The following is a 23,815-nucleotide window of genomic DNA, read 5'->3' on the forward strand; positions in this document are numbered from 1 at the left end:
TTTGGGACCAAGGGGTCGCAGGTTCGAATCCTGTCTTCCCGACCATCTTTTATGGGGCCTTAGCTCAGCTGGGAGAGCGCCTGCCTTGCACGCAGGAGGTCAGCGGTTCGATCCCGCTAGGCTCCACTTTTTAAAAGATTATTTTGATCATGGCGGTGTAGCTCAGCTGGCTAGAGCGTACGGTTCATACCCGTGAGGTCGGGGGTTCGATCCCCTCCGCCGCTATAAAGGACCTTTAGCTCAGTTGGTTAGAGCAGACGGCTCATAACCGTCCGGTCGTAGGTTCGAGTCCTACAAGGTCCACCATCTATACGGAGGAATACCCAAGTCCGGCTGAAGGGATCGGTCTTGAAAACCGACAGGGGTGTCAAAGCCCGCGGGGGTTCGAATCCCTCTTCCTCCGCCATATTTTTTAAAACCCATATCATCGCGGGGTGGAGCAGTTCGGTAGCTCGTCGGGCTCATAACCCGAAGGTCGCAGGTTCAAATCCTGCCCCCGCAACCAAAATGGTCCGGTAGTTCAGTTGGTTAGAATGCCTGCCTGTCACGCAGGAGGTCGCGGGTTCGAGTCCCGTCCGGACCGCCATTTTTAAAAAGAATACTTGGCTCGGTAGCTCAGTTGGTAGAGCAACGGACTGAAAATCCGTGTGTCGGCGGTTCGATTCCGTCCCGAGCCACTTTTATAAAAAAATATTGACAGTATGGCGGTTGTGGCGAAGTGGTTAACGCACCAGATTGTGGCTCTGGCACTCGTGGGTTCGATTCCCATCAATCGCCCCATACATATTTTTGCGGGTGTAGTTTAGTGGTAAAACCTCAGCCTTCCAAGCTGATGTCGTGGGTTCGATTCCCATCACCCGCTCCATTTGTATATCCGTTCATGGGCCTGTAGCTCAGCTGGTTAGAGCGCACGCCTGATAAGCGTGAGGTCGGTGGTTCGAGTCCACTCAGGCCCACCATGATATTCCGCAGTAGCTCAGTGGTAGAGCTATCGGCTGTTAACCGATCGGTCGTAGGTTCGAGTCCTACCTGCGGAGCCAAATGGAGAAGTACTCAAGTGGCTGAAGAGGCGCCCCTGCTAAGGGTGTAGGTCGCGCAAGCGGCGCGAGGGTTCAAATCCCTCCTTCTCCGCCATTTATCTGGCCCGTTGGTCAAGCGGTTAAGACACCGCCCTTTCACGGCGGTAACACGGGTTCGAATCCCGTACGGGTCATGTTTAAAAGAGGTCTTGTCAAAGATCTCTTTTTTATTTTCTTCAAAAGGAAAGACCGCCATCATAGCGGTCTTTTTTTACATATTCATGGAATAGATCGTATAAGACAAGTATGTCGCAAAGAAGCCCCATAAGACATAAGGGATCAGTAAAATTGGAACGACTTTGCTTAGTTTACGCGAGACGATGACAAGTGCAAGTGCTGTCAGTGCTACAAGCAGGCAGTCGATCGTAGCGGCAAATAAATCTTTTTGTGTAAATTGAAAAAAGCTAAAGGCTTGATTAAATACGTAATTTAAAAGAAAAAGAATCCAAAATGGTAAAGTGATTTTTTGAAATCCGTACTTTCCATAAATGATCGCTGCGGACAACGAGATCAGAGCAAATAAGACAGCCCACACAGCACCAATTACACCACCACTTGGTGTCCATTCTGGTTTATTCAGTGCATCATACCACTCTCTGTCAATCGGAAACAAGAATCCGGCAATAGAGAATAATGCGTATGTAATAAAGAAGACAACCACTGCCCAAATGATACTTTTTCTTGCCATTAAGAATCTCCTCCAATCAAATTCACTCTTAAAGTGATTTCCCAATCATTACATGATATAAACATAAAGCCCCCAATATGAGGGGACTAATGATTTTCTTCTGTATAAGGTTCTTCTTCGTACGGCTTCAAGTCACCAAATACCGTCATGACACCTTCTTCGTCTAATGCCTCTTCATAGGCTTCGTGGGCTTTATTTGGATATACCTTGCTTGCTTTGCCCTCAATATCAGCTGCTGCGAATCCTTCATAGTCCTCCACATAATCTTCATCTTCTGATTGCGTATACACATCATCGTATGTCAATGGAGGGAATTCCATATCGGACGGGGTATCAGAGTTTCCATAGCGTTCTACGTCTTGATAGGCATCCTCTCCATCGTAGGCTGCGCTTTCTTCATTTTCAAATTGACCTGATGGCGGACTTAATAAATCCTCTTCAATCGGACGGTTTTGTGAAACGGTTTGTTCTTTTGAATGCTCTGTGCATGTGACGGCACTAGGCAAGGCTTCTAAGCGTTCCTTTGGAATAGGGGCCTTACAGACCTTGCACAGGCCATAAGAGCCGTCTGTGATGGCTTGAAGTGCCTCATTGATGTCTAACAAATGTTCATGTTCCAAACTGTTTAACGCAATATCTTTCCCGCGTTCGAATAGCTCTGTCCCTTGATCACCTGGGTGGTTATCATAGGCTGACAGTTCTCCGAGCGAATCATAAGGAAATGATACTTTTTGTTCATCGTCATGGCTTTTAGCTTCGAGTTCTTGCTTTTCATCGAGAAGTCGCTGCTTCAAATGATGTAATTCGTCTTTAGACAACAAAGCGATCATCCTTTCATATCAAACATAATGTTAGTATGAGCAATTTTGTCTGCAAGACTAGTTCCAATTTGAAGCAATTCCTCATGAAAAAACGCCTGCGGCTGCAGGCGTTTTTTGTTACGCAATATAGTATTGTAAGATCAAAGCGATTGTCAGCAGGAAACCGAAAAATGTATTGGTTTGAGCTGTAGATTTCATGGCATTCATTAATTCAATTGGTTTTTCTTTTTGCTTAAATTCTTTGATAGCTGTATATGCTTTTGGCACACTGAGTAAAACAAGAAGACTCCAAAGGCCGACAATATCTGTGAAGATATAAACAAAAATAAGTACATATGAGACCAAAAACATGGAAAGTAAAATGTTCACTGCAGCTTTTCGCCCAGCAAGGATTGCAAGTGTTTTTCGTCCATTTTCTTTATCGCCGTCTAAATCGCGGATATTGTTCGATAGTAAGATGGCACCAACTAAAATAGAAATTGGTAGTGAAACGAGAAAAGCTTTAGATGTCAGTGTGCCTGTTTGGATATAGAAACTAATCAAGATGATTCCTAGTCCCATAAAAGCACCTGACACAAGTTCTCCAAACGGCGTATATGCAATGGGTACAGGGCCGCCGGTATAGAAATAGCCTGCTGCCATACAAATGAGTCCTATCAGTGCAATCCACCAGCTAGACATCATGCAAATATACACCCCTAGTAGTAAAGAAAGCGCAAATAGTGCATAAGCGAGGCCGAGGACTGTTTTTGGCTTCACACCGTTTCTTACAATGGCTCCACCGATGCCAACAGATTTCTCATTGTCCAATCCGCGAACATAATCAAAGTACTCATTAAACATGTTCGTTGCGATTTGGATAAACATAGATGCCAACAGCATAGCTAAAAATAGCCCAACATGTATTTGACCACTTGGAAGTGCTAGAACAGTTCCTAAAGTAACGGGAATAAATGCCGCTGTTAATGTATGCGGTCGTAGTAAATTCCACCAAATCCGCCAGTTCTTATCAGGCTTAATCGGTGAAAGCTGATCTGATATCGATTGATGCTGCATAAAATATACTCCTTTAAATAAAAAAATACGTACACGTCCAAATTCCAGTTTAGCAAAGTTCAAAAAGGTGTCAATATATTGATGCGATGAAACCGGAAAAAGATGTTTGCTAATCGTTGCCATATCGAGAGAAAGCTTGATCTTAGAACAGGACTTGCCATTTTTCCTTTAGATGCTCTCGTTTCAAGAAGCAGGAGCGAAAAAATCTAGAAAGCGTGATATAATAAGGATTCGAGGTTTTAAAAGCTGTTTTCTTTACTAAGTTCATCTGTTAAGGTTTATAATAGAAAAGCAGGCCATTCGACATACTCGAATGTTCATGTATTTTTTCATTATGGTTTTATTTTTTTATGTTATTTCATGGATTTTGGAGGAATGTATCATGGTGACAACAGTGCAAAGTACTTTCCGGCAGGAAGCGCTTGCGACATTAGAAGAAGCGAATAACGTCAACCATGCTGTTTTGATAAGCTACTCCAGAAGAGTTGACGATCTGGATCCTCTTGCCTTTTTCCAAAGCGGCGAAGCGGATTTTTTAGGCGAGCGGTTTTTTTGGTCTGATCCAGAAAGCCAAATGATATTTTCTGGACTTGGCAGAGCGGCCGTCATTAAATCAACTGAGCAAGGCAAGGAACGATTTGATATAGTCCATCAAGAATGGGAACAGTTGAAGCAGCACATGTTCCATTTTCATGATGAGAAGGATTTAAGGCAAGCGGCTGTTGGTCCGCTTTTATTTGGAGGATTCTCATTTGATCCGTATGAAGAGAAGGCGCGTCACTGGGAAGCTTTTGGCGAGGCTCATTTTTTTGTGCCATCGATGATGCTCACTGTCTCGAAAGAAGGCACGTTTCTTACGATCAATGAATGGAAGCAGGTGGACGGGAATGTTCATCAGCTCATTCAAGAATTAGAACAAAAAGCCTCTCATTTCGAAACATTACCGCTCAGACATGATGGACAAGCTGAACTTGTTCATATGGAAGAACTAGATGTGAAGGAATGGATGAAGGCGATCCAAGAAGCGACAGACCGCATTCGTGCAAACGAATATGAAAAGGTTGTTTTAGCAAGAGAAGTCTTGCTTCACTATAAAAATCAAATTGAACTTGCTCCACTGTTAGCAGAATTATTAAAGCATCAAACAACGAGTTATGTATTTGCGGTTGAACAAGGAAGACAAGCATTTGTTGGAGCTACGCCGGAACGCTTAGTAAAAAAAAGCGGCGGCGAGGTCTTTTCATCTTGTTTAGCAGGTTCGATTGTTCGAGGAAAAGATGAAGCGGAAGATCGAGCATTAGGCGAGGAACTGCTGCATGATGAGAAGAATTTGATTGAACATCAAATTGTCGTCAATATGATTGAGCAAGCATTTGAGGCCAATTGCCTTCACGTGCACAAACCAAATCAACCTAGTCTTTATAAAACAAAAAACATTCAGCATTTGTTTACACCGATTGTGGGAGAAATTAAAAGCAGCTGTTCCCTCTTTTCATTAATTGAACAGCTCCATCCGACGCCAGCATTAGGCGGATATCCGAAGGAAAAAGCGGTTGAGGTCATTCGTGAAATCGAACCGTTGAAGCGTGGCTGGTACGCGGCGCCGGTGGGCTGGATTGACTCTCAGGATAATGGAGAATTTGCTGTCGCCATTCGGTCAGGTCTTATTGAGGAAGACCATGTTCGTTTGTTCGCTGGCTGCGGCATTGTAGAGGATTCCCTTGCAAAGCAGGAGTACGAGGAAACGCAAGTGAAATTAAGACCAATGCTATCTGCTCTTGGAGGTCGTCCGATTGAATAATCAAATCATGACAACATATATTGGCAGATTGATGGATGAATTTGTACAAGGTGGTGTGAAGGAAGCGGTTGTCTGTCCTGGTTCCCGTTCAACCCCGCTTGCGATGCTGGCTCTTGCCCATCAAGACATCAATGTTCATGTATTAGTGGATGAACGGTCTGCTGCTTTTTATGCGCTTGGTCTTGCAAAAGCAAGTCAAGCACCGGTGCTGCTTATTTGTACATCAGGTACGGCAGCTGCTAACTTTTACCCAGCCATTGTAGAGGCACATTATTCCCGTGTACCACTTATTGTTTTAACTGCTGATCGGCCGCACGAATTGAGGGAAGTTGGGGCACCTCAAGCGATTGATCAGCAATTCTTATTCGGTAAGTTTGTTAAATGGTTCACAGACTTAGCATTGCCGGAAGAAAGTCAGACGATGTTACGCTATGTTCAGACGGCTGCGGCAAGAGCAAATCATATGTCAATGCAAGAGCCGAAGGGACCTGTTCAGATCAATGTCCCTCTGAGAGAACCATTGCTTCCTGATTTGTCTATTGATCCTTTCAAGCGAGAAGAAACAGACCGGAAAAAAGTATTAGCTACAGGACAGGCTTTCCCAAATGAAGATGCGATATCTGAAATCGTGACGGTCATGAACCGTTCCCAAAAGGGACTGATTGTGTGTGGTGAGCTTCATACGGAGGAAGAGAAAGAGGCAATATTATGTCTTTCAAAAGCCTTGCATATGCCGATTTTAGCGGACCCGCTTTCTCATTTGCGAAATGGTCATGAACATGCAGATCTTATTATTGATGCGTATGATTCATTATTGAAAGATGAAGCATTGCAGCAGCATCTATTGCCGGATATGGTCATTCGTTTTGGACCGATGCCTGTGTCCAAACCTTTATTCAAGTGGCTGGAAAAACATGTGGAAGTGAATCAGATTGTCGTTGATGCTGCCGGAGGTTTTCGAGATCCTGGATTGAGTGCTTCATACGTCATTGAAAGTGATGTGGCAACTTTTGTAGATGAAGTATTCAAGAGAGCGGATCAACGTGAGGATACAAGTTTTCTAAAACGCTGGCAGAATGTTAATTCTTCATTCAGAACGCATGCATCCCATTATTCTGATGAGAATCTGTCATTTGAGGGGAATGTGTACCGTCAGCTTCAGCATCTCTTGCCGAAGGAGAGTGTCCTTTTTATCGGAAACAGTATGCCGATTCGTGATGTGGATACATTTTTTGAAGCGCAATCGAAGCCTTTTCGGATGATGGCGAATCGAGGAGCCAATGGCATTGATGGCGTTGTGTCTACAGCACTTGGCACGTATGCGGCTTTGAAACAGCCAGTCACCTTAGTGATTGGAGATTTATCATTTTATCATGATATGAACGGTTTGCTTGCAGCTAAGCTGCTGGACATTCCGCTGACGGTTGTGTTGTTAAACAATGATGGGGGAGGCATCTTTTCTTTCCTTCCACAGGCGTCTGATGAACCGTATTATGAAAAACTCTTCGGTACGCCGACTGGACTGAATTTTGAGTATGCTTCGAAGCTGTATGGGGGAACCTATTCGAAACCGTCAACGAAACAAGAATTACATGATGTCTACATGGCGCATATAGAAGAGCCTGGACTTCATTTAATTGAAATTGAAACTGATCGGCATTCCCGTGTAGGCAAGCATCGTCAAATGATGGATGACATATTGGAAGAAGTGAAAAAAGAATGTCTTCTTTCATAATACGGATGCGTGATGGTGTGGCGTACGAGGTGGTGGATCAGAATCCATTGGCTGAGAATGCCACGCTATGCTTACATGGCTTTACTGGAAGCGCGGCTTCTTGGACGTTCTTGAATGCTTATATGGAAAATACAAGATTGATTCAAGTCAGTTTGCTTGGACATGGCCGCACGGACTCACCAGAAAGTATAAGAAGATATGCGATGTCGCATCAGCTGGCAGATCTTGCAGAGATTTTAAACCAATTAAAGCTTCACAAAGTGAATATTCTCGGATATTCTATGGGAGGACGTATTGCTATATCATTTGCCTCTCGTTATCCAGATCAAGTCAACAAATTGATCCTTGAGAGTACCTCTCCAGGGCTTCGCACTTTTAAAGAGCGGATGGCAAGACTCAAACACGATCATCAGCTCGCTCAGAAACTTAGACATGAAGGTTTAGTGAAGTTTGTGGATTTTTGGGAGAGTATTCCACTGTTTGCTTCGCAGAAAACTTTATCAGCTGAAACGCAGGCTCAACTGAGAGAGGGAAGGCTGAAAGCCAATCCACTTGGACTGGCTCGCAGCTTAGAAGGCCTAGGAACAGGTTCGCAGCCCTCTGTTTGGAAGGCTTTAAAGCATATGAATTTACCTGTTTTGTTGATTTGCGGAGCGCTTGATGAAAAGTTCTGCAATATCGCCAAAAGTATGCAGCAGGAGCTTGAAGGCAGTCAATTCATATTGGCTGAGCAGGCCGGGCATACAGTTCATGTGGAACAACCACATTTTTTTGGTAAAATAGTAAGTGAGTTTATTACGCAAGATTAGAGGAGGAACTATTGATGGCTATTGAATGGCAAACTGAGCGTCAGTATGACGAAATTTTATATGAAACGTACAATGGGATCGCAAAGATCACGATTAATCGTCCACATGTACATAACGCGTTTACACCAAAGACTGTGAGTGAATTAATTGATGCATTTTCACGTGCTCGTGATAATTCAAATGTTGGTGTGATCGTACTTGCAGGAGCTGGCGGCAAAGCATTCTGTTCTGGTGGAGATCAAAAAGTACGCGGCCATGGCGGCTATGTAGGAGACGATCAAATTCCGCGTCTAAATGTATTAGACTTACAGCGTTTGATTCGTGTGATTCCAAAACCTGTGATTGCAATGGTTGCTGGTTATGCAATCGGCGGCGGGCACGTTCTTCACGTTGTATGTGACCTGACAATTGCAGCAGATAATGCGATTTTTGGACAAACTGGTCCAAAAGTAGGCAGCTTTGATGCTGGTTATGGTTCAGGCTACCTTGCACGTATTGTTGGTCATAAGAAAGCGAGAGAAATCTGGTACTTATGCCGTCAATACAATGCACAAGAAGCGCTTGATATGGGACTTGTCAATACAGTTGTACCATTAGAGCAGCTTGAAGAAGAAACTGTGAAGTGGTGTGAGGAGATGCTAGAAAAGAGCCCGACTGCTTTACGATTCTTGAAGGCTGCATTTAATGCAGATACGGATGGATTAGCTGGAATTCAACAATTTGCAGGAGATGCGACACTTCTTTATTACACAACAGATGAAGCAAAAGAAGGACGCGATTCCTTTAAGGAAAAACGCAAGCCGGACTTCGGTCAGTTCCCGCGTTTCCCTTGATTCAATCATATCGATGAAAAACAGCTTAGTGCATCAGACTAAGCTGTTTTCTTTTAAGAAGAGGAGGTGTCATGATGAAGCAACCTAATTGGCTGCTGTACCGTGCTTATTTAACGCCAGAAAGAGTCGCGCTCATTTATCAGGATAAAAAGTGGACATTTCGCGATTTAGCTGATGAAGTAAATGAGCTTTCTAATAGACTTGCAGATGCATCATTGAAAAAAGGGGAAACGGTGGGGCTTTTGATGAACAATCAGCCTCAAATGGTGATGCTTGTTCATGCTTGTTTTTCATTAGGATTAAAAATCGTGCTATTGAACAATAAGTTAACAAAAGCTGAGAGGCGCTATCAGCTTGAAGATGCAAAAGCAGCCGCTTTATTAACTGAACCTGTTTATGCCAGTGATCATAAAGGTGATCTCCCCGTTTATACAATGGAGACTTTACCTGAAGCAGGTCAAGATAATGAAAAGAAAATCGAGAGCGAATTTGATTTGAATGAAACAGCGACCATCATGTATACATCTGGCACAACAGGACGCCCAAAAGGCGTGGAGCAAACGTTTGGCAATCATTTTCATAGTGCCGTTTCCTCTGCACTAAATATGGGCATCAGAGAGGATGACCGCTGGCTTATTGCACTGCCTCTTTTTCATATTAGCGGGTTATCCGCTTTATTTAAGTCTGTGATCTATGGGATGACTGTCGTACTTCATGAGAAGTTTGATGTCGATGAAGTAAAGGATTCTATTGAACAGCATCGTGTGACGATGATATCTGTTGTTCAAACGATGTTATCCCGTTTATTAAGCAGACTGGAAGAATGCCCGTCTTCTTTGCGCTGTCTTTTATTAGGCGGAGGACCTGCGCCTTTTGCGATACTTCAAGAAAGCAAAGAGAAAGGCTTCCCTGTGTTTCAATCGTACGGTATGACGGAAACCTGTTCACAAATTGTGACCCTTGCGCCTGAATTTAGTGTAGAGAAGCTTGGATCAGCGGGAAAACCCCTTTTTGGGTGTGAGCTGAAAATTCAAGATGGTACACGCACTTGTCGTCCTTTTGAGCATGGCGAAATTATGGTGAAAGGGGCAAATGTCATGAAAGGGTACCTTTACCGTGAAGAAGCAACCACAGCTGCCTTTGATCAAGGCTGGCTGAAAACGGGTGATATTGGCTATGTGGATGAGGAAGGGTTCTTATTTGTGCTTGACCGCCGTTCAGATTTAATTATTTCTGGCGGTGAGAATATTTATCCTGCTGAAATTGAAGCGGTTCTGTTAACACATCCGCATGTAAAAGAAGCCGGAGTGACGGGTATGTATGATGATAGATGGGGAGAGGTACCGGCTGCCTTTCTTGTCACAGACCATAAGATACCGGAGAATGAGCTCTATGCTTTATGTGAGTCGCATTTAGCAAAATATAAATGGCCCGCCGCTTTTCACTTTGTGGACGAGCTGCCAAGAAATGCGTCGAATAAATTGCAGAGGCACAGACTCAGGATCAAAGGGGTTTTTAGATGATTCAAATTGAACGAGTGATTTTATATCATGTCACGATGAAGCTCAAGCAACCATTTACAACAAGTCTTGGAACCATCTCAGAGCGTGAGTTTATTATTGTCGAGGTAAAAGATCAAACAGGATTGACTGGATGGGGAGAGGTGTCAGCCTTTTCTTCTCCATGGTATACAGAAGAAACCATTGAGACTTGCTATCATATGCTGAGAGCTTTCTTTATACCGAATGTACTGACACGCACCTTTACACACCCTTCAGAAATACCAGACAGCCTGTACCAATTTAAAGGTAATAGGATGGCGAAAGCGGGAATCGAAGCGGCTGTTTGGGATATTTATGCGAAGCGTGAGAATAAGTCGTTACGCGATGTATTAGGCGGCACCAAAGAGAGAATACCTTCTGGTGTTGTGGCGGGGTTAGGACCCATTGACGACATGCTGAAACAAATTCAGCAATATGTTGACCAAGGCTATCAGCGTGTGAAGGTGAAAATTAAGCCGGGACAGGATTTTGGACTTCTTAAAAAAATTAGAGAGTCTTTCCCTAACCTTCCATTAATGGCGGATGCAAACTCTGCTTATGAATTAAAGGATATTAGCAAGCTCAAGCAGCTCGATGACATTCGTTTATTAATGATTGAACAGCCATTAGCTGCAGATGATATCGTGGATCATCGCCATTTGCAAAAGCATTTAAAAACACCGATATGTTTGGATGAAAGTATTTGTTCTTTAGATGATGCTAGAAAAGCTGTAGAGCTTGGCAGCTGTCAAATTATTAATGTGAAGCCTTCACGAGTTGGGGGGCTGACAGAAGCCCTTAAAATCCATACATTCAGTAAGGAGCATCAAATTCCATTATGGTGCGGAGGGATGATTGAAACAGGCATTTCCCGCGCGCAGAACGTGGCACTTGCTTCCCTTCCTCAATTTATAATCCCAGGTGATATTTCAGCTTCATCAAAATATTGGGAGCAAGATATCATTTTTCCTGAAATCAAGGTTGAGAATGGTTTTATTGAGGTACCTCGTTCCCCAGGAATGGGCGTAGAAGTGGATTATCAAGCGCTTCGTTCTTTTTCAGATAAAATTGACGTGTTTACAAAACATGATTTTGTGATGTGAAAACGAGTGAATCACCTTTTGCACATCCAATAAAATCTATGTATAGTGAGAGAAAGTTTTTCCTTCCTGTCTCATCAAGAAAGAAAGAGCGGATCACCGCTCTTTCTTACTCTTCTACAAGCTCGCTGTCGTAAGCAAGCTGTCCGATATAGTGATTCATTTCATTGGGCATGTCTGCTGCATGGCCATATTCATAATCCCAAAGGTTTAAAAAGGAGTGAGCAGCCTGATAAAATGCGGCTTCGTCCGCGTCATGAATTTCGTCAAAAAACGTTTGAAGCAGCCGATCGTGTTTCAATGTGAAGCGCCTCCTTTAATGAGACTTAAAGATCTTGTGGTTTAAACGTTTTACAATCCGTTTCTTCACTTTTTTCAGCCGTATTTCCTGTGTGGCTGACGACATAGATTGCATCTGCCCCACAGCGGTTTCCAGCATTCCAATAGGAACAGTTATTGACTTCACAAAGGATTTTTTGACTCATACAGATGACCTCCTTTTGAGTATGTCTTTCTTCTATAATGTAACCGAAATGAACCTCGTCCATTCATGTTAATCTTCCTGACGAATATAGCGCTTATCCTTCATAAACAATTTCCAGAAGAAATAGAACCCAGGGAATAAGATGATAAAACCTACTATATAAGTGATAAACAATGCTCTAAATGTGACAGGGTCTGTAAATCCAGACATGATTGTAATATCTGGATAGGCCATATAAGGCAAATGGGCACGTCCGTACACGTAGCTTGCTAAAAAATATTGAATGGTAATCGCAATGACAGCTAAACGGGGCCGGCCTTTCCGCTGCTTAAACCGGCTGTTTGGTAAAAATAGAGCCAGTCCTGCTAGCAAAAACATCAGGAGTGATACAAGAAGAATAGGAATGTTCTGCATCATTTTTGTGAACAGCCAATTGGCCTCGCTTCTTAATGTCAGCATGATAAAAAAGGCCATCAAGAGTGAAAGCGGACCCGTAATGAGAGCCCCTCTTCTATAAATGCTGTAAGCTTCATCTTCATCAGCCACATTAGAGAAATCAGCTAAAAGCAAAGACGAAAGAAAAAGGGTGCTGAAAATGGCAAAGCCGACAAAAGAATAGACATTTGCACTCGTAAAGACCAGTCCAAGATCTAATGAGTAGACGTTGTTCTCCTGAAAGATAAATCCACCATGAGTAATCGGAAGAACCATGATCAGGATGGACGGAATGATAAAGCCGCTTATCCCTGAAATGTAAGTAACCGCTTTTCGGTATTTTTTAGGGAGTGAATGAGAAAACACGAGAAACCCGCTTCGCAGTGCAAGAAGTAACAATATGATGCTGCCGGGTATTAATAAAACGGTACCAAGTACAAAGGTCGCACCTGGAAACAAGCTAAACAATGCGACAACAATCGCCACAATGAAGACGTTTGTCACTTCCCATGTTGGAGAAAGATATTTATTTGCAATATTAGCGGCCTTTGTTTGTTCTCTATTCATATAAATCATCGACCAAAATCCTGCGCCGAAATCCATTGATGCCATCACTGCATAGATAAAAACGAATCCCCATAAGATGGTGATTGCAATGAGCGCATCAGTTGTAACATCCATTTGCATCTAGATCGCTCCTTTTTAAGATTCTGTTAACCGTAGGTCTTCTTCAATCGAATGTTTTCTAAAGTAGTACGTCAGTACAATAACGGTTGCTATGCCTAAGATGAGATAGACAATGGCAAAAAGGATAAAGAGCGTACCGATTGAACCGGATGATGTGACGACCTCTGAGGTTTTGAGCATTCGATAAATGACCCATGGCTGACGGCCTGTACATGCAAAGATCCAGCCGAACTCAATGGCCAAAAGACTAAGGGGCCCGCCGAATAAGTAAAGAAAAAGGAGCCACTTCGGATAATGTTCGCGTTTTAAAATTTTACGGTAAAGCAGTGCTAACACCGCAAACAAAATGAGGACTGAGCCAATGATAACCATGCCGTTAAATAATGTGTGAATAAATAAAGGCGGCCACTCGTCACGAGGGAAATCATTTAAGCCTTTGACCACCGTATCAAAGCTATTTCCTGCCAGAAAACTAAGCGCCCAAGGGATTTCAATTGCTCCTTTAATTTCCTGTGAATCGGCATCAGTAAAACCACCTATTGCAAGAGGCGCATGTGATTGTGTTTCAAATAAACCTTCAGCACCGGCTAACTTTTCAGGCTGATATTCATACAGAAGCTGAGCAGACTCATGACCATTTAAGGCCGTAAGAAATGAGAAAAGGCCTCCTACAATAAGTCCAAGAAAAAGGGCTTTTCGATGAAAAGTATAGAGTTTCTCATTTTTTCTTGTTTTGAGCATTTTAAAAGCGGCCACCGAAGCAATCACAAAAGCACCTGTTGTAAAAGCAGACAGCACGACATGTGTCGCAGTCACCACAAAGCTTGGATTGAAAAAGGCCTTCCAAGGCTCGATATTTGTAATCTCTCCATTGACCATTTGAAAGCCAGCAGGTGTTCCTTCAAACGCATGTACGTTTGTGATCAGAATCGCTGAAGCGGCTGCGCCAATCACGACAAAAATAACGGTAATGATGCGCATAGCAGGTGATAGGCGATCCGCTGCGTACACATAAATAGACATAAATAATGCTTCAATAAAGAACGCATAAATTTCAATCTGAAATGGCAGTGACATGACCTTTCCGATGACCTCCATAAAACCTGGCCATAGAAGAGCGAGCTGGGTACCAGCAATCGTGCCTGTTGGAATGGCGACACCTAACAAGACAGCCTGCGCTTTCGTCCACCGTTTGGCCATGACAGCATAGTGAGGATCCTTCGTTTTTTGGAAGATGAGTTCAGCTAACAAAATCATTAGCGGGATGCCGACGCCAAGCGAGGCATAAATAATATGAAAGCCCATGGTTGTGCCGAACAGGCTTCTAGCTAAAACGAGATCAGTCAATTTTTTCTCCGCCTTTCTTATCGCTTCTCTTTTTCATGATGTTATTATTCTCCACCATTTTTAGATTATTCTTCCTGACTAAGAAAGCTTGATTTTTGACAAGTTGTAAAAGAGGGAGTAAAATATAAATATAAAGCGTAATCATTACGTTTTGATAACGAAAGGAGTTTTGACATTGAAAAGAGATATTCATCCAACCTCACATGAAGTTGTATTTATGGACGTAAACAGCGGTTACCGCTTCTTGAGTAAATCGACAAAGACATCCAATGAGACAGTAGAATGGGAAGATGGGAAAACGTATCCTGTGATTAAAGTAGAAACAAGCTCTGATACGCATCCTTTTTATACAGGACGACAAAAATTCGGAGAAAAAGGCGGAAGAGCCGAGTTGTTTAAGAAAAAATATCAAATGTAATAAAAAGCACACCCTGAATTGGTGTGCTTTTTTGCAGCAAAGAACCCCGGATGATCACCCGGGGTTCTAGTAATTAATCATTTAAAGCGGTTTTTAAGGTCTTTAGATTTTGTTTCATTAAGCTGATGTAGCTTTCGCCATTTTTGGCATCATCTTCAGTAATAGATTCTAGATTTTTAAGTGTGAGGCTTTTTGCCCCAATTTCACTGCGGATTGTATCTGATACTTTGCTGCTGACGTTGTTTTCAAAAATCACATATTGAATGTGATGCTTTTCAGCTTTTTGTACAATGCTTTCGAGCTGCTTTTGTGAAGGCTCTTCAGAAGCGGATAACCCTAATACACTGATTTGCTCAATACCGTAGCGCTTTTCCCAATAACCGTAGGCTGCGTGAGAAACAAGGATTTCTTTATGTTTTGCTTTAGATAACGTTGTTTTGAATTCTTGATCTAGCGATTGTAAATCTTTTTTAAGTTTTTCATAGTTTTTTGTGTATTCGTCTTTATGATCTGGATCTAATGAAACGAGCGTGTCCTTAATGTTTTTCGCCATTTGCTTTGCATAAACCGGGTCTAACCATGCGTGAGGATCTTTATCTCCGTGATCGTGTCCATCATGGTCATGATCTTCACCTTCATGATCGTGGTCATGGTCTTCGCCTTCTTCATGTGCATGCTCTTCTTTTGTCGATAACAATTTGATGCCTTCGGCTGCTTTGACTGTTTTCACGCCTTGGTCTTTTAACGTAGAAGCGGTTTTGTCAGCGAATGCTTCAGCTCCTGTACCGCTGTAGATGAAGGCGTCACCTTCAGCCATTTCAACCATCGTTTTTGAACTTGGTTCAAAGCTGTGTGCATCTGCATTGGCCGGGTACACACTTTGCGCATGAACGTGAGAACCCCCAATTTTTTCAGTGAAATCTTGGATCGGGAAGATCGTGGTGTAAATGGTTAGTTTCCCGTCTGCCTTTCCTTTTGAAGCATTTGTCCCCGTACTGCTTGAGCAAGCGGCAAGACCGATCGCAAATAAAGCAGCTGTTAAAATATAAAAGATTTTTTTCATGTAGAAATGTCTCCTCTCAATCTATTAGATAGAAATGATTACGATTTAATGTCCTGAGTTATTGTATCGTAATAATTACGATTTGAAAAGAGGAAAATAAAAAAATTTCATCAGCAGATGTTTCCTTTAAAAAAATGCGCTGCAAAACGTGACGAAATTTCTCACATTGTGCTATATTTATTTTTAAAAAAGATAAAGGAATGGGCAAACGTATGAAACTTTTAGATGAAATCATCGAATATAATCAACAGTTTATTGAAGAAAAGAAATACGAAGAATTTACAACAACGAAGTTTCCACAGAAAAAAGCTGTCATTCTGTCATGTATGGATACAAGACTTGTCGAGCTGCTTCCGCGTGCAATGAACATGAAAAATGGAGATATCAAGATCGTTAAAAGTGCTGGTGCTCTTGTTTCTCATCCATTTGGAAGTATTATGCGAAGCATTTTAGTGGCTGTTTACGAATTAAATGCTGACGAGGTTTATGTCATTGGGCATCATGATTGTGGTATGAGCAAAATAGACAGTCAAACACTTTTAAACAAAGCCATTGAGCGTGGTATTCCAGAAAAGCGTATTGAAGTACTGGAATACTCAGGAATCGACTTTAAACAGTGGCTCAAAAGCTTTAGTTCTGTTGAAGAGAGCGTGAAGGACAGTGTGTCCGTTGTAAAAAATCACCCGCTTCTTCCATCAGATGTGCCTGTGCACGGTCTTGTCATTGATCCTGGAACAGGCAAGCTTGACTTAGTCGTCAACGGATATGAAGAAAAATAAGTTATTTTTCCTTTTTCGGCGGGACAGGATCGATGCCGCCAGGGTGGAGCGGATGACATTTTAAAATCCGTTTGATGGTGAGCCAGCCGCCTTTTAAAGCGCCATGCGTTTTGATCGCCTCTAGCCCATAGTTTGAGCATGTTGGGTAAAACCGGCAGCTAGGCGGTGTAAGAGGGGAAATACATTTTTGATAAAAGCGTATGATGCCGATAAAAATTTGTTTCATAGAGGTTCCTCCTTGTCTGTCTTTCACAGTATAAGAAAAAAGGACAAGGAAGGAAAGTTTTATAAACTAAGCTGGTCGGAGAAATATGTTATAATATAGGAAATTGCAATTATAGGAGTGGTGATTATGCCTTCAGTTGAAAGCTTTGAACTTGATCATAATGCTGTAAAAGCGCCATACGTTCGTCATTGTGGCGTTCATAAAGTGGGATCAGATGGGGAAGTAAATAAATTTGATATTCGTTTTTGTCAGCCTAACAAGCAGGCGATGAAACCTGATACGATTCATACATTAGAGCATTTACTTGCGTTTAACATTAGAACACACTCAGAGAAATACGATCATTTTGATATCATTGATATTTCTCCAATGGGCTGCCAGACAGGCTACTATTTAGTGGTCAGTGGTGCACCTACTCCAAAAGAGATCGTTGAACTTCTTGATGCAACATTCAAGGATGCAGTTGAGGTAACAGAGATTCCTGCTGCAAACGAAGAGCAATGCGGCCAAGCGAAGCTTCATGACCTTGAAGGGGCAAAACGTTTGATGCGTTTCTGGCTTTCTCAAGATCAAGAAGAGCTTCTAAAAGTATTTGGTTAATAGATCATAAACCGGACATGTTGATGTCCGGTTTTTTGAATTCGATCATGAGATGTCAAAATAGGGGATATTTGTTAAAATGGACATGTCAGTAAAAGAAGGGGGAAACTCGGGATGCGAAAAATGTTGGGAATGATTTTGATGCTCATGTTACTAAGTGCATGTGGGAACTCTGCAGCAAATAGCGGCAAAGGGGAGGTGCCTGAGCTATTAGAAGTGAAGCTTACAGGACCTGAGCAAGTGGAGAAAAATGAAAGCGTTATAGTAAAAGCAGCTGTCACATATGGTGATACCCCTGTTGATGATGCAGACGATGTTCAATTTGAAGTGTGGAAAGATGGTGACAAAGATAACAGCAAGATGATTCAGCCAAAGAAAGAGAACAAAGGTGTATATGAATTGCATACAGCCTTTAAAAAAGATGGCCTTTATATCATACAAGTCCATGTGACAGCTAAACAGCAGCATAATATGCCGAAGACGAACATCCACGTAGGTGATGTGAAAAAAGAGAGTTCATCTACTGAAGCAGAAACCTCACATCATTAAGTGCGATTTATTTAGGGTTAGGACGTTGGTTTGGTTCAGCATCCTGTGGTGAATCGATTTTATGCTTATATTCATAAGCCTTCGATGTTGTCCACAGTGATAAAAAGACAACGATTGAGATAATGATAAAGCTGATAATCCCAAGTAACAGCATCTAACTCCCTCCTTATTTCCATATTAACATATATTTCATGCAGTCAAAATAGAAGAAATTCATGGCAGGTTTCAGTATAATAGGAAAAGGGTATTCTCATACTAAACGCAATTACATAAGGAGGAATGAACATGTCTGAAAAATTATTAAACGTCGTCAATAAACAAGTAGCTGATTGGACTGTGCTTTACGTGAAATTACATAACTATCATTGGTACGTAAAGGGAAAAGACTTCTTTACACTCCATGAGAAATTTGAGGAACTTTATACAGAAACAGCGACATACATTGATGATTTGGCTGAGCGTATGCTTGCGTTAAATGGACAGCCTGTTGCGACAATGAAAGAATGCTTAGAAATTTCTAGCATTCAAGAAGCTGAAGGCAATGAATCAGCGGAGCAAATGGTGAAAAATCTATATGATGATTTCTCCAATATCGCAGAGGAATTAAAGCAAGGAATGGAGCTGGCTGGAGAAGTTGGCGATGAAACAACAGGTGATATGCTGCTTGCGATACATCAATCTATTGAGAAACACAACTGGATGCTTAAAGCATTTTTAGGATAATACGAATGTGAAAGGAATGTCGATCATAAGATCGGCATTCTTTTTTGATGGATTTGTGACAGACAGCCCATTGAAATCATAGGGCTTTCAGCCGAAGAGAAAAGAGAAGGGAGGGGAGAAGATGTCTTCCATTGCAGGAATGATGAGTCAGCAAGTCGCGAGCATTCAAAGAACACTCAATATTAGTTTGTTGAATTCACAGCTTGCTACGAATACAGCACAAGCCATGGTCATGCTGGATCAAGTTCAGCAGCAGCCTCAAGCTGTTCAGCCAAAGGATTCAGACGCTCGCTTTATTGATGTCAGAGTCTAAGAATGGAAGCCGCCGCACAAGGCGGCTTTTTTTCTTGTCATCACTCTGTCCGATTTAAAAGACGACGCCTTTATTTTTTGTCGTCCAAGCTATTGCGAGGATCCGGCATATACTATTGAGGTAAGGAGTTCCACTATGAAAGGATGTTGATGCCAAGTGAGCAAGGATTTAGGCATCTTTTCGTTGTTTACAGTCAGTTTGTCAGCGATGAGCTTTCTGTTTGGTGGAGCAGGATATTTACTGATGATATTAGTAACATTGATGGCCATTGAATTAATTTGTTCAAGCCTAAGAGAATCTTTGACTGGGCAGCTCACAATGAAACGTTTTTTTACACGGCTTGTTCGAAAGATTGTGACGGTCTCCTTAATATCGATGGCGCATTTCTTCGATGTCATGCTGAAGACAAATGGGATGATTAAGGATTTAGCGATCATCTTTTATATTATTTATGAATCTTACCAAATCGTCTCGACAGCCAATGCCCTCGGAATTCCCATTCCACAGTTGTTTATTGATGTGTTGGACATGTTGAAAAATAAATTGCGCAAAAAGCCGTAATTTTTTCATATCTGGTCATACTAAAGGAAAAAGGATGAATCAGATGGCGAGACACACATATTATGTATCTGTACAGGATGGGTCGATATCGCAGCATAGAGATGCGGCGGCTTGGCAATTTCAAATAGAAGCAGATGATGATCAAATTTTGCAGCTGAGAGACTATTTCGATGAACAGTATATGACAGATTGGAAAGGCTTCTTTCGAGCGCATGTTCCGTTTCTTGAATATCATTATGACAGTCCGAATGATGAAATGGATCGGAAAAGACAAGAGATTTACTCAATGATTTATGAGCTCGGGAATGAAGAGACAAAGAACTTTATTGAAACAAATGGATTAATGAATTGAAAAAGCATGTAGAGATTTTCTACATGCTTTTATTTTCGCGGTTGTAAGATGCCTCCGATCAGGTCACTAAGCCCGCCTTTATTCTCTTGCTGTGATGTCTGTGAATTAGTGAAATCATGAGAAGAGCTCTGGCTTTGAGGCTTGTAGCGATTATCATCTAAACCAACCCGTAAGCCAGATGTGCGCTCAGATGGCTGGATAATGACAATTTGGTCTTGTTCTTGAAACTCAAATAAGTAGGATTCACCAGATGTTTGTCCAATGAAGGTTTTCCAGTTCACATCTAATTTGACCTTCGGTGCTTTGCCTGTCCAAGCGACAATGGCGTCAGGATCTACACGGCAGGGGGCTTTTAAAATGAGCGGGTTTCCATTCGTTTTAATGGCGACCTGCGCTCCGTGGCCTTGATAGGAGAGCTTTGATGTAAACAGTCCTTTCTGTGATAAAATACCAACGCCTACTGGTGTCACGCCGTAATGACACTCCTCAGTAAAGGCAAGTAGATCTTCACTTTCTACACTTACATACTGCCAAGGGCCGCTCGGCTCAAGATTAATCACTGTCACGTGCTCGCTGGAATCAGCCAAATAACAAGTACCTTGTCCACTCACTTCCATCACCTCAAGGTTTTCACCTGTCAATTTTCTGCTGATATGGTTAAATACTTGACTGACCATATTTCCTTTATTTGTTCCGAGTAGTCGTTTGCGGTATTGAAACGTTCCTTGATCGGCAATCATTGCGCCTTTTTTCGCAAAAAAGATTCCGCTGCCTTCTGCTTGTAAAGTGAGTTCTTCTATCGTGTTGAAATGAAATCCCATTGGTGCCGGCTCCTTTCCTGCGTCAAGCTGTGAATCCATAGATGCGGCATAAGTCGTTTAAATCTAGCGTAGTTCCTTGCCCGGTCGCGATGATTTTCCATTCGTCCTCATCTCTTATGAGTTCAGCGCAAATAATGGATGTGCAATACGAATAATCTTCTGTTAATTGAAAGGTACAAATCTCTTGTTGCGAGATTTGATCAGTAAGATGCACGTAGGCATTGGTCACTTGTCCAAAATGATGCTTGCGCTCGTGTGCATCATGTATCGTGGCTGTTACGACGATTTTATGAATATCAGGTGAGACTCTACTTAATTGCATAATGATCATTTCATTGTCTCGATATCCGCCGCCAAATTGATGATCACCAAGATGACGAACAGCCCCGTCTAAGCTTTGCTGCTGATGATAATAGATCAGATGGCTTGGAGACAACAGCTTGTCCTCTTCATTTAAGAGAAACACTTGCGTATCTAAATCAATTGGCTGGCCAGCCAGATCCCAGCCAAGCCCGATATGAATTTGGTCGATATTTGGATTGTCTTTTGTTAAATCTAGCTTTTGTCCTTTGATGAGGTGTTTCTTGATCACCTCATGAGGTGCGTCTTCTTTCTCATTTTTCCTGAGCGGTAGCGCTTGATCTTTCTCTTGTTTTGACCCATTTGTTATATTCATGCTGTTTTCCTCCTCGTCGTGATAGGACAAACACTAATTGATTTACGTCATCAAGGGATAAAAGGTTTCATGATTAAAATTGGGTGAAGTTGGAAATGATAAAAAGGTTTTAGCAACAATACCTCATTTTAAATACAGACGAGATGAAACCACTCGTTTGTTTCACTTTTGATAAAAATTCTTCAGAGAAATGTGATCTGTGGTATGATGTTTTACAAGAAGCAAGGACAGGATATGAGGGATTTCACATGCATGTATTTAAAGACTATTATCATAATACGGTCAAGCTCTCCTTTGAAGAGAAGCCTTTTTCAAGTCATCCAAAGCATGTTTGGGCCATCTGCCGCTACCAGGGAAAATGGCTGCTCACTGAACATGAGGATCGGGGCTATGAGTTTCCAGGAGGGAAAGTTGAGCCAAATGAAGAAGCAGACCAAGCCGCTATACGTGAGATTCAAGAAGAGACGGGTGCTGTTGTTCGTGAATTAACGTATATTGGCCAATATCAGGTGCTAGGCAGAGAAAAGGTCATCGTAAAGAATATTTATTTCGCTGATATTGAAAGGCTAGTGAAGCAGGACACGTATTTTGAAACGAAAGGACCTGTTCTTTTCGCAGACTTGCCAAGATCCATCGCAAAAAATAAGAATTTCAGTTTTATTATGAAAGATGATGTGCTAAGACAAAGTCTTGCTTATTTAGAAAAGAACGGTTTGATTCGTTAAAAAAAGCGCAGGGAGACCATCCCTGTGCTTTTTTTATTTTTGGAGAAAACGGCGTTCGAGCCATTCCACAAGCTGGTACATGATGGTAGCAAACACAGCAATAATGAAAAGACTTAAGAACACGAGTGTAAAGTTGAAGACTTGAAAGCCGTAAATAATCATGTAGCCGAGCCCTTTTGAGGATACAAGAAATTCCCCTACAATGACCCCAACCCAAGAAAGACCGACATTGACTTTGATGGCAGAAATCATCGTTGGAATACTGGCTGGCAACATGACCTCACGAAAGACGACGCCTTTTTTCGCGCCAAAGGTTTTCATCACCTTTAAATAATTCTCATCGACCTCTTGAAAGGCAGTGTAAATGACGATCGTTGTAATAATCACACTAATGATCGCACCCATCGCGACGATGCTGATCATGCCAGGACCAAGGGCAACAATTAAAATGGGGGCGAGGGCAACTTTCGGCATGGCATTTAAAATGACTAAATAAGGATCAAGAACGTTTGCTAATCGGGTGGACCACCATAAGGCGGCAGCGAGCAAAATGCCGCAAAAGGTACCAAGTAGAAAACCGAGCACCGTTTCAAATAACGTAATACTCATATGATTTACTAAAGAACCATCTGATATTTTTTGCACAAATAATTGGCAGACCGCAGATGGTGAACTGAAAATCAGCGGATCGATGAGCCTGAAATGACTGGCAAGCTCCCAAAGCGAAAAGAAGCTGGCGAATATGATGAACTGATAGATACGTGTGATACGTTTTTCCATTCGGTATTTTTTGCGATAGGCTTCATGTAAAAGGTCACTGTGTTTCAACTGTTTTCAGCTCCTTCCAAATCGTTTGAAAGAGCTCTTGGAAACGCGGGGTCTGTCTCGCTTCGAAAGGAGAGAGAGCCCTTATATCGTCTGGTACGGTAAAGATTCGCTGGATAGAGCCTGGATGCTTTGAGAATAAGAAAATGCGGTCACTCATCGCAATGGCTTCGCCGATGTCATGTGTCACAAGGACTGCTGTTTTTTGATAGTTTTTTAATGTGTGAAAGACGAGATCTTCTAATGTCAGTTTGGTTTGGTAGTCTAGCGCTGAAAATGGCTCATCTAGTAAAAGCAGACCGGGATCAACTGCAAGCGTTCGGGCGAGAGCCGCACGCTGCCTCATTCCGCCAGACAGCTCCTTAGGATATTTTTCCTCTACTTCATGCAGTCCAAACTTTGGCAGTAAATCAAGGGCAGCTGAGGTGGCCTCATGTGAATCTTGTTTCGCAATTTTTAACCCGAGAATCACATTTTCCTTGATGGTTTTCCAAGGAAACAAATAATCTTGCTGGAGCATATAGCCGATTTGATGCTCCTTTTGATTTGGTTCTTTTCCTTCGATTAAAATTCGACCTTCAGAGGGCGGCGTAATGCCTGCGATGATAGACAGCAAGGTGGTTTTTCCGCAGCCGCTGGGACCAATAAATGAGATGAATTCACCTTGGTCTATCTCCATATTGATGTGCTGTATAGCCGTTGTTTTTTCTTTTAAAGAGAAGTACGTGTGGGTCACATGGTCAATTTGAAGGAAAGACATGTGCTACC

Annotated in this window: 29 protein-coding genes and 13 tRNA genes; 28 read left to right on the top strand and 14 right to left on the bottom strand. The window is 42.1% G+C overall.

Annotated features, from left to right (window positions below; genetic code table 11):
• The first annotated feature begins 53 nt into the window (after positions 1-53).
• From C6Y03_RS16630 to C6Y03_RS16690, 13 genes are all read left to right on the top strand, one after another.
• Positions 54-126, top strand: a tRNA-Ala gene (locus C6Y03_RS16630).
• A gap of 25 nt (positions 127-151) precedes the next feature.
• Positions 152-225, top strand: a tRNA-Met gene (locus C6Y03_RS16635).
• A gap of 4 nt (positions 226-229) precedes the next feature.
• Positions 230-306: transfer RNA gene (locus C6Y03_RS16640), tRNA-Ile, on the top strand.
• 7 nt (positions 307-313) lie between these two features.
• Positions 314-406, top strand: a tRNA-Ser gene (locus C6Y03_RS16645).
• 22 nt (positions 407-428) lie between these two features.
• Positions 429-505: transfer RNA gene (locus C6Y03_RS16650), tRNA-Met, on the top strand.
• Positions 506-509: 4 nt separating this feature from the next.
• A tRNA-Asp gene (locus C6Y03_RS16655) sits at positions 510-586 on the top strand.
• 18 nt (positions 587-604) lie between these two features.
• Positions 605-677: transfer RNA gene (locus C6Y03_RS16660), tRNA-Phe, on the top strand.
• Between the two features lie 27 nt (positions 678-704).
• Positions 705-780 (top strand) — tRNA-His (locus tag C6Y03_RS16665).
• Between the two features lie 11 nt (positions 781-791).
• Positions 792-865 (top strand) — tRNA-Gly (locus C6Y03_RS16670).
• Positions 866-882: 17 nt separating this feature from the next.
• A tRNA-Ile gene (locus C6Y03_RS16675) sits at positions 883-959 on the top strand.
• 6 nt (positions 960-965) lie between these two features.
• A tRNA-Asn gene (locus C6Y03_RS16680) sits at positions 966-1,040 on the top strand.
• Between the two features lie 3 nt (positions 1,041-1,043).
• A tRNA-Ser gene (locus C6Y03_RS16685) sits at positions 1,044-1,134 on the top strand.
• Between the two features lie 7 nt (positions 1,135-1,141).
• Positions 1,142-1,213 (top strand) — tRNA-Glu (locus C6Y03_RS16690).
• A gap of 77 nt (positions 1,214-1,290) precedes the next feature.
• On the opposite strand, the gene C6Y03_RS16695 is transcribed toward C6Y03_RS16690, so the two are convergent.
• The 3 genes from C6Y03_RS16695 to C6Y03_RS16705 all read right to left on the bottom strand — a co-directional run bounded on the left by C6Y03_RS16695 (position 1,291) and on the right by C6Y03_RS16705 (position 3,644).
• A complete protein-coding gene (locus tag C6Y03_RS16695; RefSeq protein WP_034620862.1) occupies positions 1,291-1,767 on the bottom strand; it encodes a TspO/MBR family protein in 477 nt (158 codons plus the stop codon).
• An 86-nt stretch (positions 1,768-1,853) separates the two neighbouring features.
• A complete protein-coding gene (locus C6Y03_RS16700; protein ID WP_034665257.1) occupies positions 1,854-2,588 on the bottom strand; it encodes a TraR/DksA C4-type zinc finger protein in 735 nt (244 codons plus the stop codon).
• A 117-nt stretch (positions 2,589-2,705) separates the two neighbouring features.
• Complete coding sequence (locus C6Y03_RS16705) at positions 2,706-3,644, bottom strand: 1,4-dihydroxy-2-naphthoate polyprenyltransferase (protein ID WP_034665260.1); 939 nt, start codon at positions 3,642-3,644, stop codon at positions 2,706-2,708.
• Between the two features lie 382 nt (positions 3,645-4,026).
• Between C6Y03_RS16705 and C6Y03_RS16710 the strand changes: the two genes are divergently transcribed.
• The 6 genes from C6Y03_RS16710 (at position 4,027) to menC (ending at position 11,466) form a co-directional block, all read left to right on the top strand.
• The gene (locus tag C6Y03_RS16710; protein WP_106039647.1) at positions 4,027-5,445 is read left to right on the top strand and encodes an isochorismate synthase; all 1,419 of its coding nucleotides are present in this window, start codon (positions 4,027-4,029) and stop codon (positions 5,443-5,445) included.
• Positions 5,438-7,180 carry a 2-succinyl-5-enolpyruvyl-6-hydroxy-3-cyclohexene-1-carboxylic-acid synthase gene (gene menD / locus C6Y03_RS16715; protein ID WP_106039648.1) on the top strand — a complete coding sequence of 581 codons (1,743 nt, stop codon included), beginning with the start codon at positions 5,438-5,440 and terminating at the stop codon, positions 7,178-7,180. Before C6Y03_RS16710 ends, menD begins: the two co-directional genes overlap by 8 nt.
• Positions 7,165-7,989: a 2-succinyl-6-hydroxy-2,4-cyclohexadiene-1-carboxylate synthase gene (menH, locus tag C6Y03_RS16720; protein WP_106039649.1), complete on the top strand. Its 825-nt coding sequence runs from the start codon at positions 7,165-7,167 to the stop codon at positions 7,987-7,989. Before menD ends, menH begins: the two co-directional genes overlap by 16 nt.
• A 14-nt stretch (positions 7,990-8,003) precedes the next feature.
• Positions 8,004-8,822: a 1,4-dihydroxy-2-naphthoyl-CoA synthase gene (gene menB / locus C6Y03_RS16725; RefSeq protein ID WP_034665273.1), complete on the top strand. Its 819-nt coding sequence runs from the start codon at positions 8,004-8,006 to the stop codon at positions 8,820-8,822.
• A 71-nt stretch (positions 8,823-8,893) separates the two neighbouring features.
• Positions 8,894-10,345 carry an o-succinylbenzoate--CoA ligase gene (locus tag C6Y03_RS16730; protein ID WP_223260770.1) on the top strand — a complete coding sequence of 484 codons (1,452 nt, stop codon included), beginning with the start codon at positions 8,894-8,896 and terminating at the stop codon, positions 10,343-10,345.
• Entirely contained in the window at positions 10,342-11,466 is a 1,125-nt protein-coding gene (menC, locus tag C6Y03_RS16735; RefSeq protein ID WP_106031915.1) for an o-succinylbenzoate synthase, read from the top strand. Before C6Y03_RS16730 ends, menC begins: the two co-directional genes overlap by 4 nt.
• A gap of 106 nt (positions 11,467-11,572) precedes the next feature.
• On the opposite strand, the gene C6Y03_RS16740 is transcribed toward menC, so the two are convergent.
• The 4 genes from C6Y03_RS16740 to C6Y03_RS16755 all read right to left on the bottom strand — a co-directional run bounded on the left by C6Y03_RS16740 (position 11,573) and on the right by C6Y03_RS16755 (position 14,416).
• Positions 11,573-11,764, bottom strand: coding sequence for a hypothetical protein (locus C6Y03_RS16740; protein ID WP_034665287.1), 192 nt, complete (start codon positions 11,762-11,764; stop codon positions 11,573-11,575).
• A 25-nt stretch (positions 11,765-11,789) separates the two neighbouring features.
• Positions 11,790-11,948 carry a DUF1540 domain-containing protein gene (locus C6Y03_RS16745; RefSeq protein ID WP_008360682.1) on the bottom strand — a complete coding sequence of 53 codons (159 nt, stop codon included), beginning with the start codon at positions 11,946-11,948 and terminating at the stop codon, positions 11,790-11,792.
• A 68-nt stretch (positions 11,949-12,016) separates the two neighbouring features.
• Positions 12,017-13,063, bottom strand: a complete 1,047-nt coding sequence (locus tag C6Y03_RS16750; protein ID WP_181185487.1) for a cytochrome d ubiquinol oxidase subunit II — start codon at positions 13,061-13,063, stop codon at positions 12,017-12,019.
• Positions 13,064-13,084: 21 nt separating this feature from the next.
• Positions 13,085-14,416 (bottom strand): cytochrome ubiquinol oxidase subunit I, encoded by a 1,332-nt coding sequence (locus tag C6Y03_RS16755; protein WP_034665295.1) that lies wholly within the window; start codon positions 14,414-14,416, stop codon positions 13,085-13,087.
• 175 nt (positions 14,417-14,591) lie between these two features.
• Here C6Y03_RS16755 and C6Y03_RS16765 point away from each other — a divergent pair, with 175 nt between their 5' ends.
• Positions 14,592-14,834 (top strand): type B 50S ribosomal protein L31, encoded by a 243-nt coding sequence (locus C6Y03_RS16765; protein WP_034665302.1) that lies wholly within the window; start codon positions 14,592-14,594, stop codon positions 14,832-14,834.
• A gap of 73 nt (positions 14,835-14,907) precedes the next feature.
• Here C6Y03_RS16765 and C6Y03_RS16770 read toward each other — a convergent pair whose 3' ends face one another.
• The gene (locus C6Y03_RS16770; protein WP_106039651.1) at positions 14,908-15,897 is read right to left on the bottom strand and encodes a metal ABC transporter solute-binding protein, Zn/Mn family; all 990 of its coding nucleotides are present in this window, start codon (positions 15,895-15,897) and stop codon (positions 14,908-14,910) included.
• A 212-nt stretch (positions 15,898-16,109) separates the two neighbouring features.
• Between C6Y03_RS16770 and C6Y03_RS16775 the strand changes: the two genes are divergently transcribed.
• Complete coding sequence (locus tag C6Y03_RS16775; protein WP_034665310.1) at positions 16,110-16,676, top strand: beta-class carbonic anhydrase; 567 nt, start codon at positions 16,110-16,112, stop codon at positions 16,674-16,676.
• A 1-nt stretch (position 16,677) separates the two neighbouring features.
• Here the strand turns inward: C6Y03_RS16775 and yidD are convergent, their stop codons facing one another.
• Positions 16,678-16,902, bottom strand: a complete 225-nt coding sequence (yidD, locus tag C6Y03_RS16780; protein WP_003217666.1) for a membrane protein insertion efficiency factor YidD — start codon at positions 16,900-16,902, stop codon at positions 16,678-16,680.
• 126 nt (positions 16,903-17,028) lie between these two features.
• Between yidD and C6Y03_RS16785 the strand changes: the two genes are divergently transcribed.
• Positions 17,029-17,502, top strand: a complete 474-nt coding sequence (locus C6Y03_RS16785) for an S-ribosylhomocysteine lyase (RefSeq protein ID WP_003217624.1) — start codon at positions 17,029-17,031, stop codon at positions 17,500-17,502.
• A 114-nt stretch (positions 17,503-17,616) separates the two neighbouring features.
• Positions 17,617-18,051: a FixH family protein gene (locus tag C6Y03_RS16790; protein ID WP_034665315.1), complete on the top strand. Its 435-nt coding sequence runs from the start codon at positions 17,617-17,619 to the stop codon at positions 18,049-18,051.
• A gap of 7 nt (positions 18,052-18,058) precedes the next feature.
• Here C6Y03_RS16790 and ytzI read toward each other — a convergent pair whose 3' ends face one another.
• On the bottom strand, positions 18,059-18,205 hold the full coding sequence (gene ytzI, locus C6Y03_RS16795; protein WP_034665318.1) for a YtzI protein: 147 nt from the start codon (positions 18,203-18,205) through the stop codon (positions 18,059-18,061).
• A 131-nt stretch (positions 18,206-18,336) separates the two neighbouring features.
• Here ytzI and C6Y03_RS16800 point away from each other — a divergent pair, with 131 nt between their 5' ends.
• The 4 genes from C6Y03_RS16800 to C6Y03_RS16815 all read left to right on the top strand — a co-directional run bounded on the left by C6Y03_RS16800 (position 18,337) and on the right by C6Y03_RS16815 (position 20,000).
• Positions 18,337-18,774: a Dps family protein gene (locus C6Y03_RS16800; RefSeq protein ID WP_003217576.1), complete on the top strand. Its 438-nt coding sequence runs from the start codon at positions 18,337-18,339 to the stop codon at positions 18,772-18,774.
• Between the two features lie 121 nt (positions 18,775-18,895).
• A complete protein-coding gene (locus C6Y03_RS16805) occupies positions 18,896-19,087 on the top strand; it encodes a hypothetical protein (RefSeq protein WP_034665322.1) in 192 nt (63 codons plus the stop codon).
• A 156-nt stretch (positions 19,088-19,243) separates the two neighbouring features.
• Entirely contained in the window at positions 19,244-19,648 is a 405-nt protein-coding gene (locus C6Y03_RS16810; RefSeq protein ID WP_034665325.1) for a phage holin family protein, read from the top strand.
• 43 nt (positions 19,649-19,691) lie between these two features.
• The gene (locus C6Y03_RS16815) at positions 19,692-20,000 is read left to right on the top strand and encodes a hypothetical protein (protein ID WP_034665329.1); all 309 of its coding nucleotides are present in this window, start codon (positions 19,692-19,694) and stop codon (positions 19,998-20,000) included.
• A gap of 29 nt (positions 20,001-20,029) precedes the next feature.
• On the opposite strand, the gene C6Y03_RS16820 is transcribed toward C6Y03_RS16815, so the two are convergent.
• Both C6Y03_RS16820 and C6Y03_RS16825 read right to left on the bottom strand, forming a co-directional pair.
• Entirely contained in the window at positions 20,030-20,821 is a 792-nt protein-coding gene (locus tag C6Y03_RS16820; RefSeq protein ID WP_066030511.1) for an AIM24 family protein, read from the bottom strand.
• Positions 20,822-20,843: 22 nt separating this feature from the next.
• Positions 20,844-21,497 carry a TerD family protein gene (locus tag C6Y03_RS16825; RefSeq protein ID WP_106039652.1) on the bottom strand — a complete coding sequence of 218 codons (654 nt, stop codon included), beginning with the start codon at positions 21,495-21,497 and terminating at the stop codon, positions 20,844-20,846.
• A 248-nt stretch (positions 21,498-21,745) separates the two neighbouring features.
• Here C6Y03_RS16825 and ytkD point away from each other — a divergent pair, with 248 nt between their 5' ends.
• Entirely contained in the window at positions 21,746-22,222 is a 477-nt protein-coding gene (gene ytkD, locus C6Y03_RS16830) for an RNA deprotection pyrophosphohydrolase (RefSeq protein ID WP_034665337.1), read from the top strand.
• 33 nt (positions 22,223-22,255) lie between these two features.
• On the opposite strand, the gene C6Y03_RS16835 is transcribed toward ytkD, so the two are convergent.
• Complete coding sequence (locus tag C6Y03_RS16835; RefSeq protein ID WP_370876318.1) at positions 22,256-23,002, bottom strand: ABC transporter permease; 747 nt, start codon at positions 23,000-23,002, stop codon at positions 22,256-22,258.
• Positions 23,003-23,036: 34 nt separating this feature from the next.
• Complete coding sequence (locus C6Y03_RS16840) at positions 23,037-23,807, bottom strand: ABC transporter ATP-binding protein (RefSeq protein WP_034665342.1); 771 nt, start codon at positions 23,805-23,807, stop codon at positions 23,037-23,039.
• Positions 23,808-23,815 lie beyond the last annotated feature (8 nt).

This window comes from Bacillus sp. LNXM65, from assembly GCF_002998575.1.
Taxonomy (GTDB): Bacteria; Bacillota; Bacilli; order Bacillales; family Bacillaceae; genus Bacillus.

Excerpts from the sequence above, each read along its gene's own strand:
- C6Y03_RS16770 (WP_106039651.1), bottom strand. The coding sequence starts at position 15,897 with ATGAAAAAAATCTTTTATATTTTAACAGCTGCTTTATTTGCGATCGGT.
- C6Y03_RS16790 (WP_034665315.1), top strand. The coding sequence starts at position 17,617 with ATGCGAAAAATGTTGGGAATGATTTTGATGCTCATGTTACTAAGTGCA.
- C6Y03_RS16805 (WP_034665322.1), top strand. The coding sequence starts at position 18,896 with ATGTCTTCCATTGCAGGAATGATGAGTCAGCAAGTCGCGAGCATTCAA.
- C6Y03_RS16750 (WP_181185487.1), bottom strand. The coding sequence starts at position 13,063 with ATGGATGTTACAACTGATGCGCTCATTGCAATCACCATCTTATGGGGA.
- C6Y03_RS16820 (WP_066030511.1), bottom strand. The coding sequence starts at position 20,821 with ATGGGATTTCATTTCAACACGATAGAAGAACTCACTTTACAAGCAGAA.
- menC (WP_106031915.1), top strand. The coding sequence starts at position 10,342 with ATGATTCAAATTGAACGAGTGATTTTATATCATGTCACGATGAAGCTC.
- ytkD (WP_034665337.1), top strand. The coding sequence starts at position 21,746 with ATGCATGTATTTAAAGACTATTATCATAATACGGTCAAGCTCTCCTTT.
- C6Y03_RS16840 (WP_034665342.1), bottom strand. The coding sequence starts at position 23,807 with ATGTCTTTCCTTCAAATTGACCATGTGACCCACACGTACTTCTCTTTA.
- C6Y03_RS16705 (WP_034665260.1), bottom strand. The coding sequence starts at position 3,644 with ATGCAGCATCAATCGATATCAGATCAGCTTTCACCGATTAAGCCTGAT.
- C6Y03_RS16800 (WP_003217576.1), top strand. The coding sequence starts at position 18,337 with ATGTCTGAAAAATTATTAAACGTCGTCAATAAACAAGTAGCTGATTGG.
- C6Y03_RS16710 (WP_106039647.1), top strand. The coding sequence starts at position 4,027 with ATGGTGACAACAGTGCAAAGTACTTTCCGGCAGGAAGCGCTTGCGACA.
- C6Y03_RS16695 (WP_034620862.1), bottom strand. The coding sequence starts at position 1,767 with ATGGCAAGAAAAAGTATCATTTGGGCAGTGGTTGTCTTCTTTATTACA.
- C6Y03_RS16745 (WP_008360682.1), bottom strand. The coding sequence starts at position 11,948 with ATGAGTCAAAAAATCCTTTGTGAAGTCAATAACTGTTCCTATTGGAAT.
- C6Y03_RS16825 (WP_106039652.1), bottom strand. The coding sequence starts at position 21,497 with ATGAATATAACAAATGGGTCAAAACAAGAGAAAGATCAAGCGCTACCG.
- C6Y03_RS16815 (WP_034665329.1), top strand. The coding sequence starts at position 19,692 with ATGGCGAGACACACATATTATGTATCTGTACAGGATGGGTCGATATCG.
- C6Y03_RS16775 (WP_034665310.1), top strand. The coding sequence starts at position 16,110 with ATGAAACTTTTAGATGAAATCATCGAATATAATCAACAGTTTATTGAA.
- C6Y03_RS16730 (WP_223260770.1), top strand. The coding sequence starts at position 8,894 with ATGATGAAGCAACCTAATTGGCTGCTGTACCGTGCTTATTTAACGCCA.
- ytzI (WP_034665318.1), bottom strand. The coding sequence starts at position 18,205 with ATGCTGTTACTTGGGATTATCAGCTTTATCATTATCTCAATCGTTGTC.
- menB (WP_034665273.1), top strand. The coding sequence starts at position 8,004 with ATGGCTATTGAATGGCAAACTGAGCGTCAGTATGACGAAATTTTATAT.
- menH (WP_106039649.1), top strand. The coding sequence starts at position 7,165 with ATGTCTTCTTTCATAATACGGATGCGTGATGGTGTGGCGTACGAGGTG.
- yidD (WP_003217666.1), bottom strand. The coding sequence starts at position 16,902 with ATGAAACAAATTTTTATCGGCATCATACGCTTTTATCAAAAATGTATT.
- C6Y03_RS16835 (WP_370876318.1), bottom strand. The coding sequence starts at position 23,002 with ATGGAAAAACGTATCACACGTATCTATCAGTTCATCATATTCGCCAGC.
- C6Y03_RS16785 (WP_003217624.1), top strand. The coding sequence starts at position 17,029 with ATGCCTTCAGTTGAAAGCTTTGAACTTGATCATAATGCTGTAAAAGCG.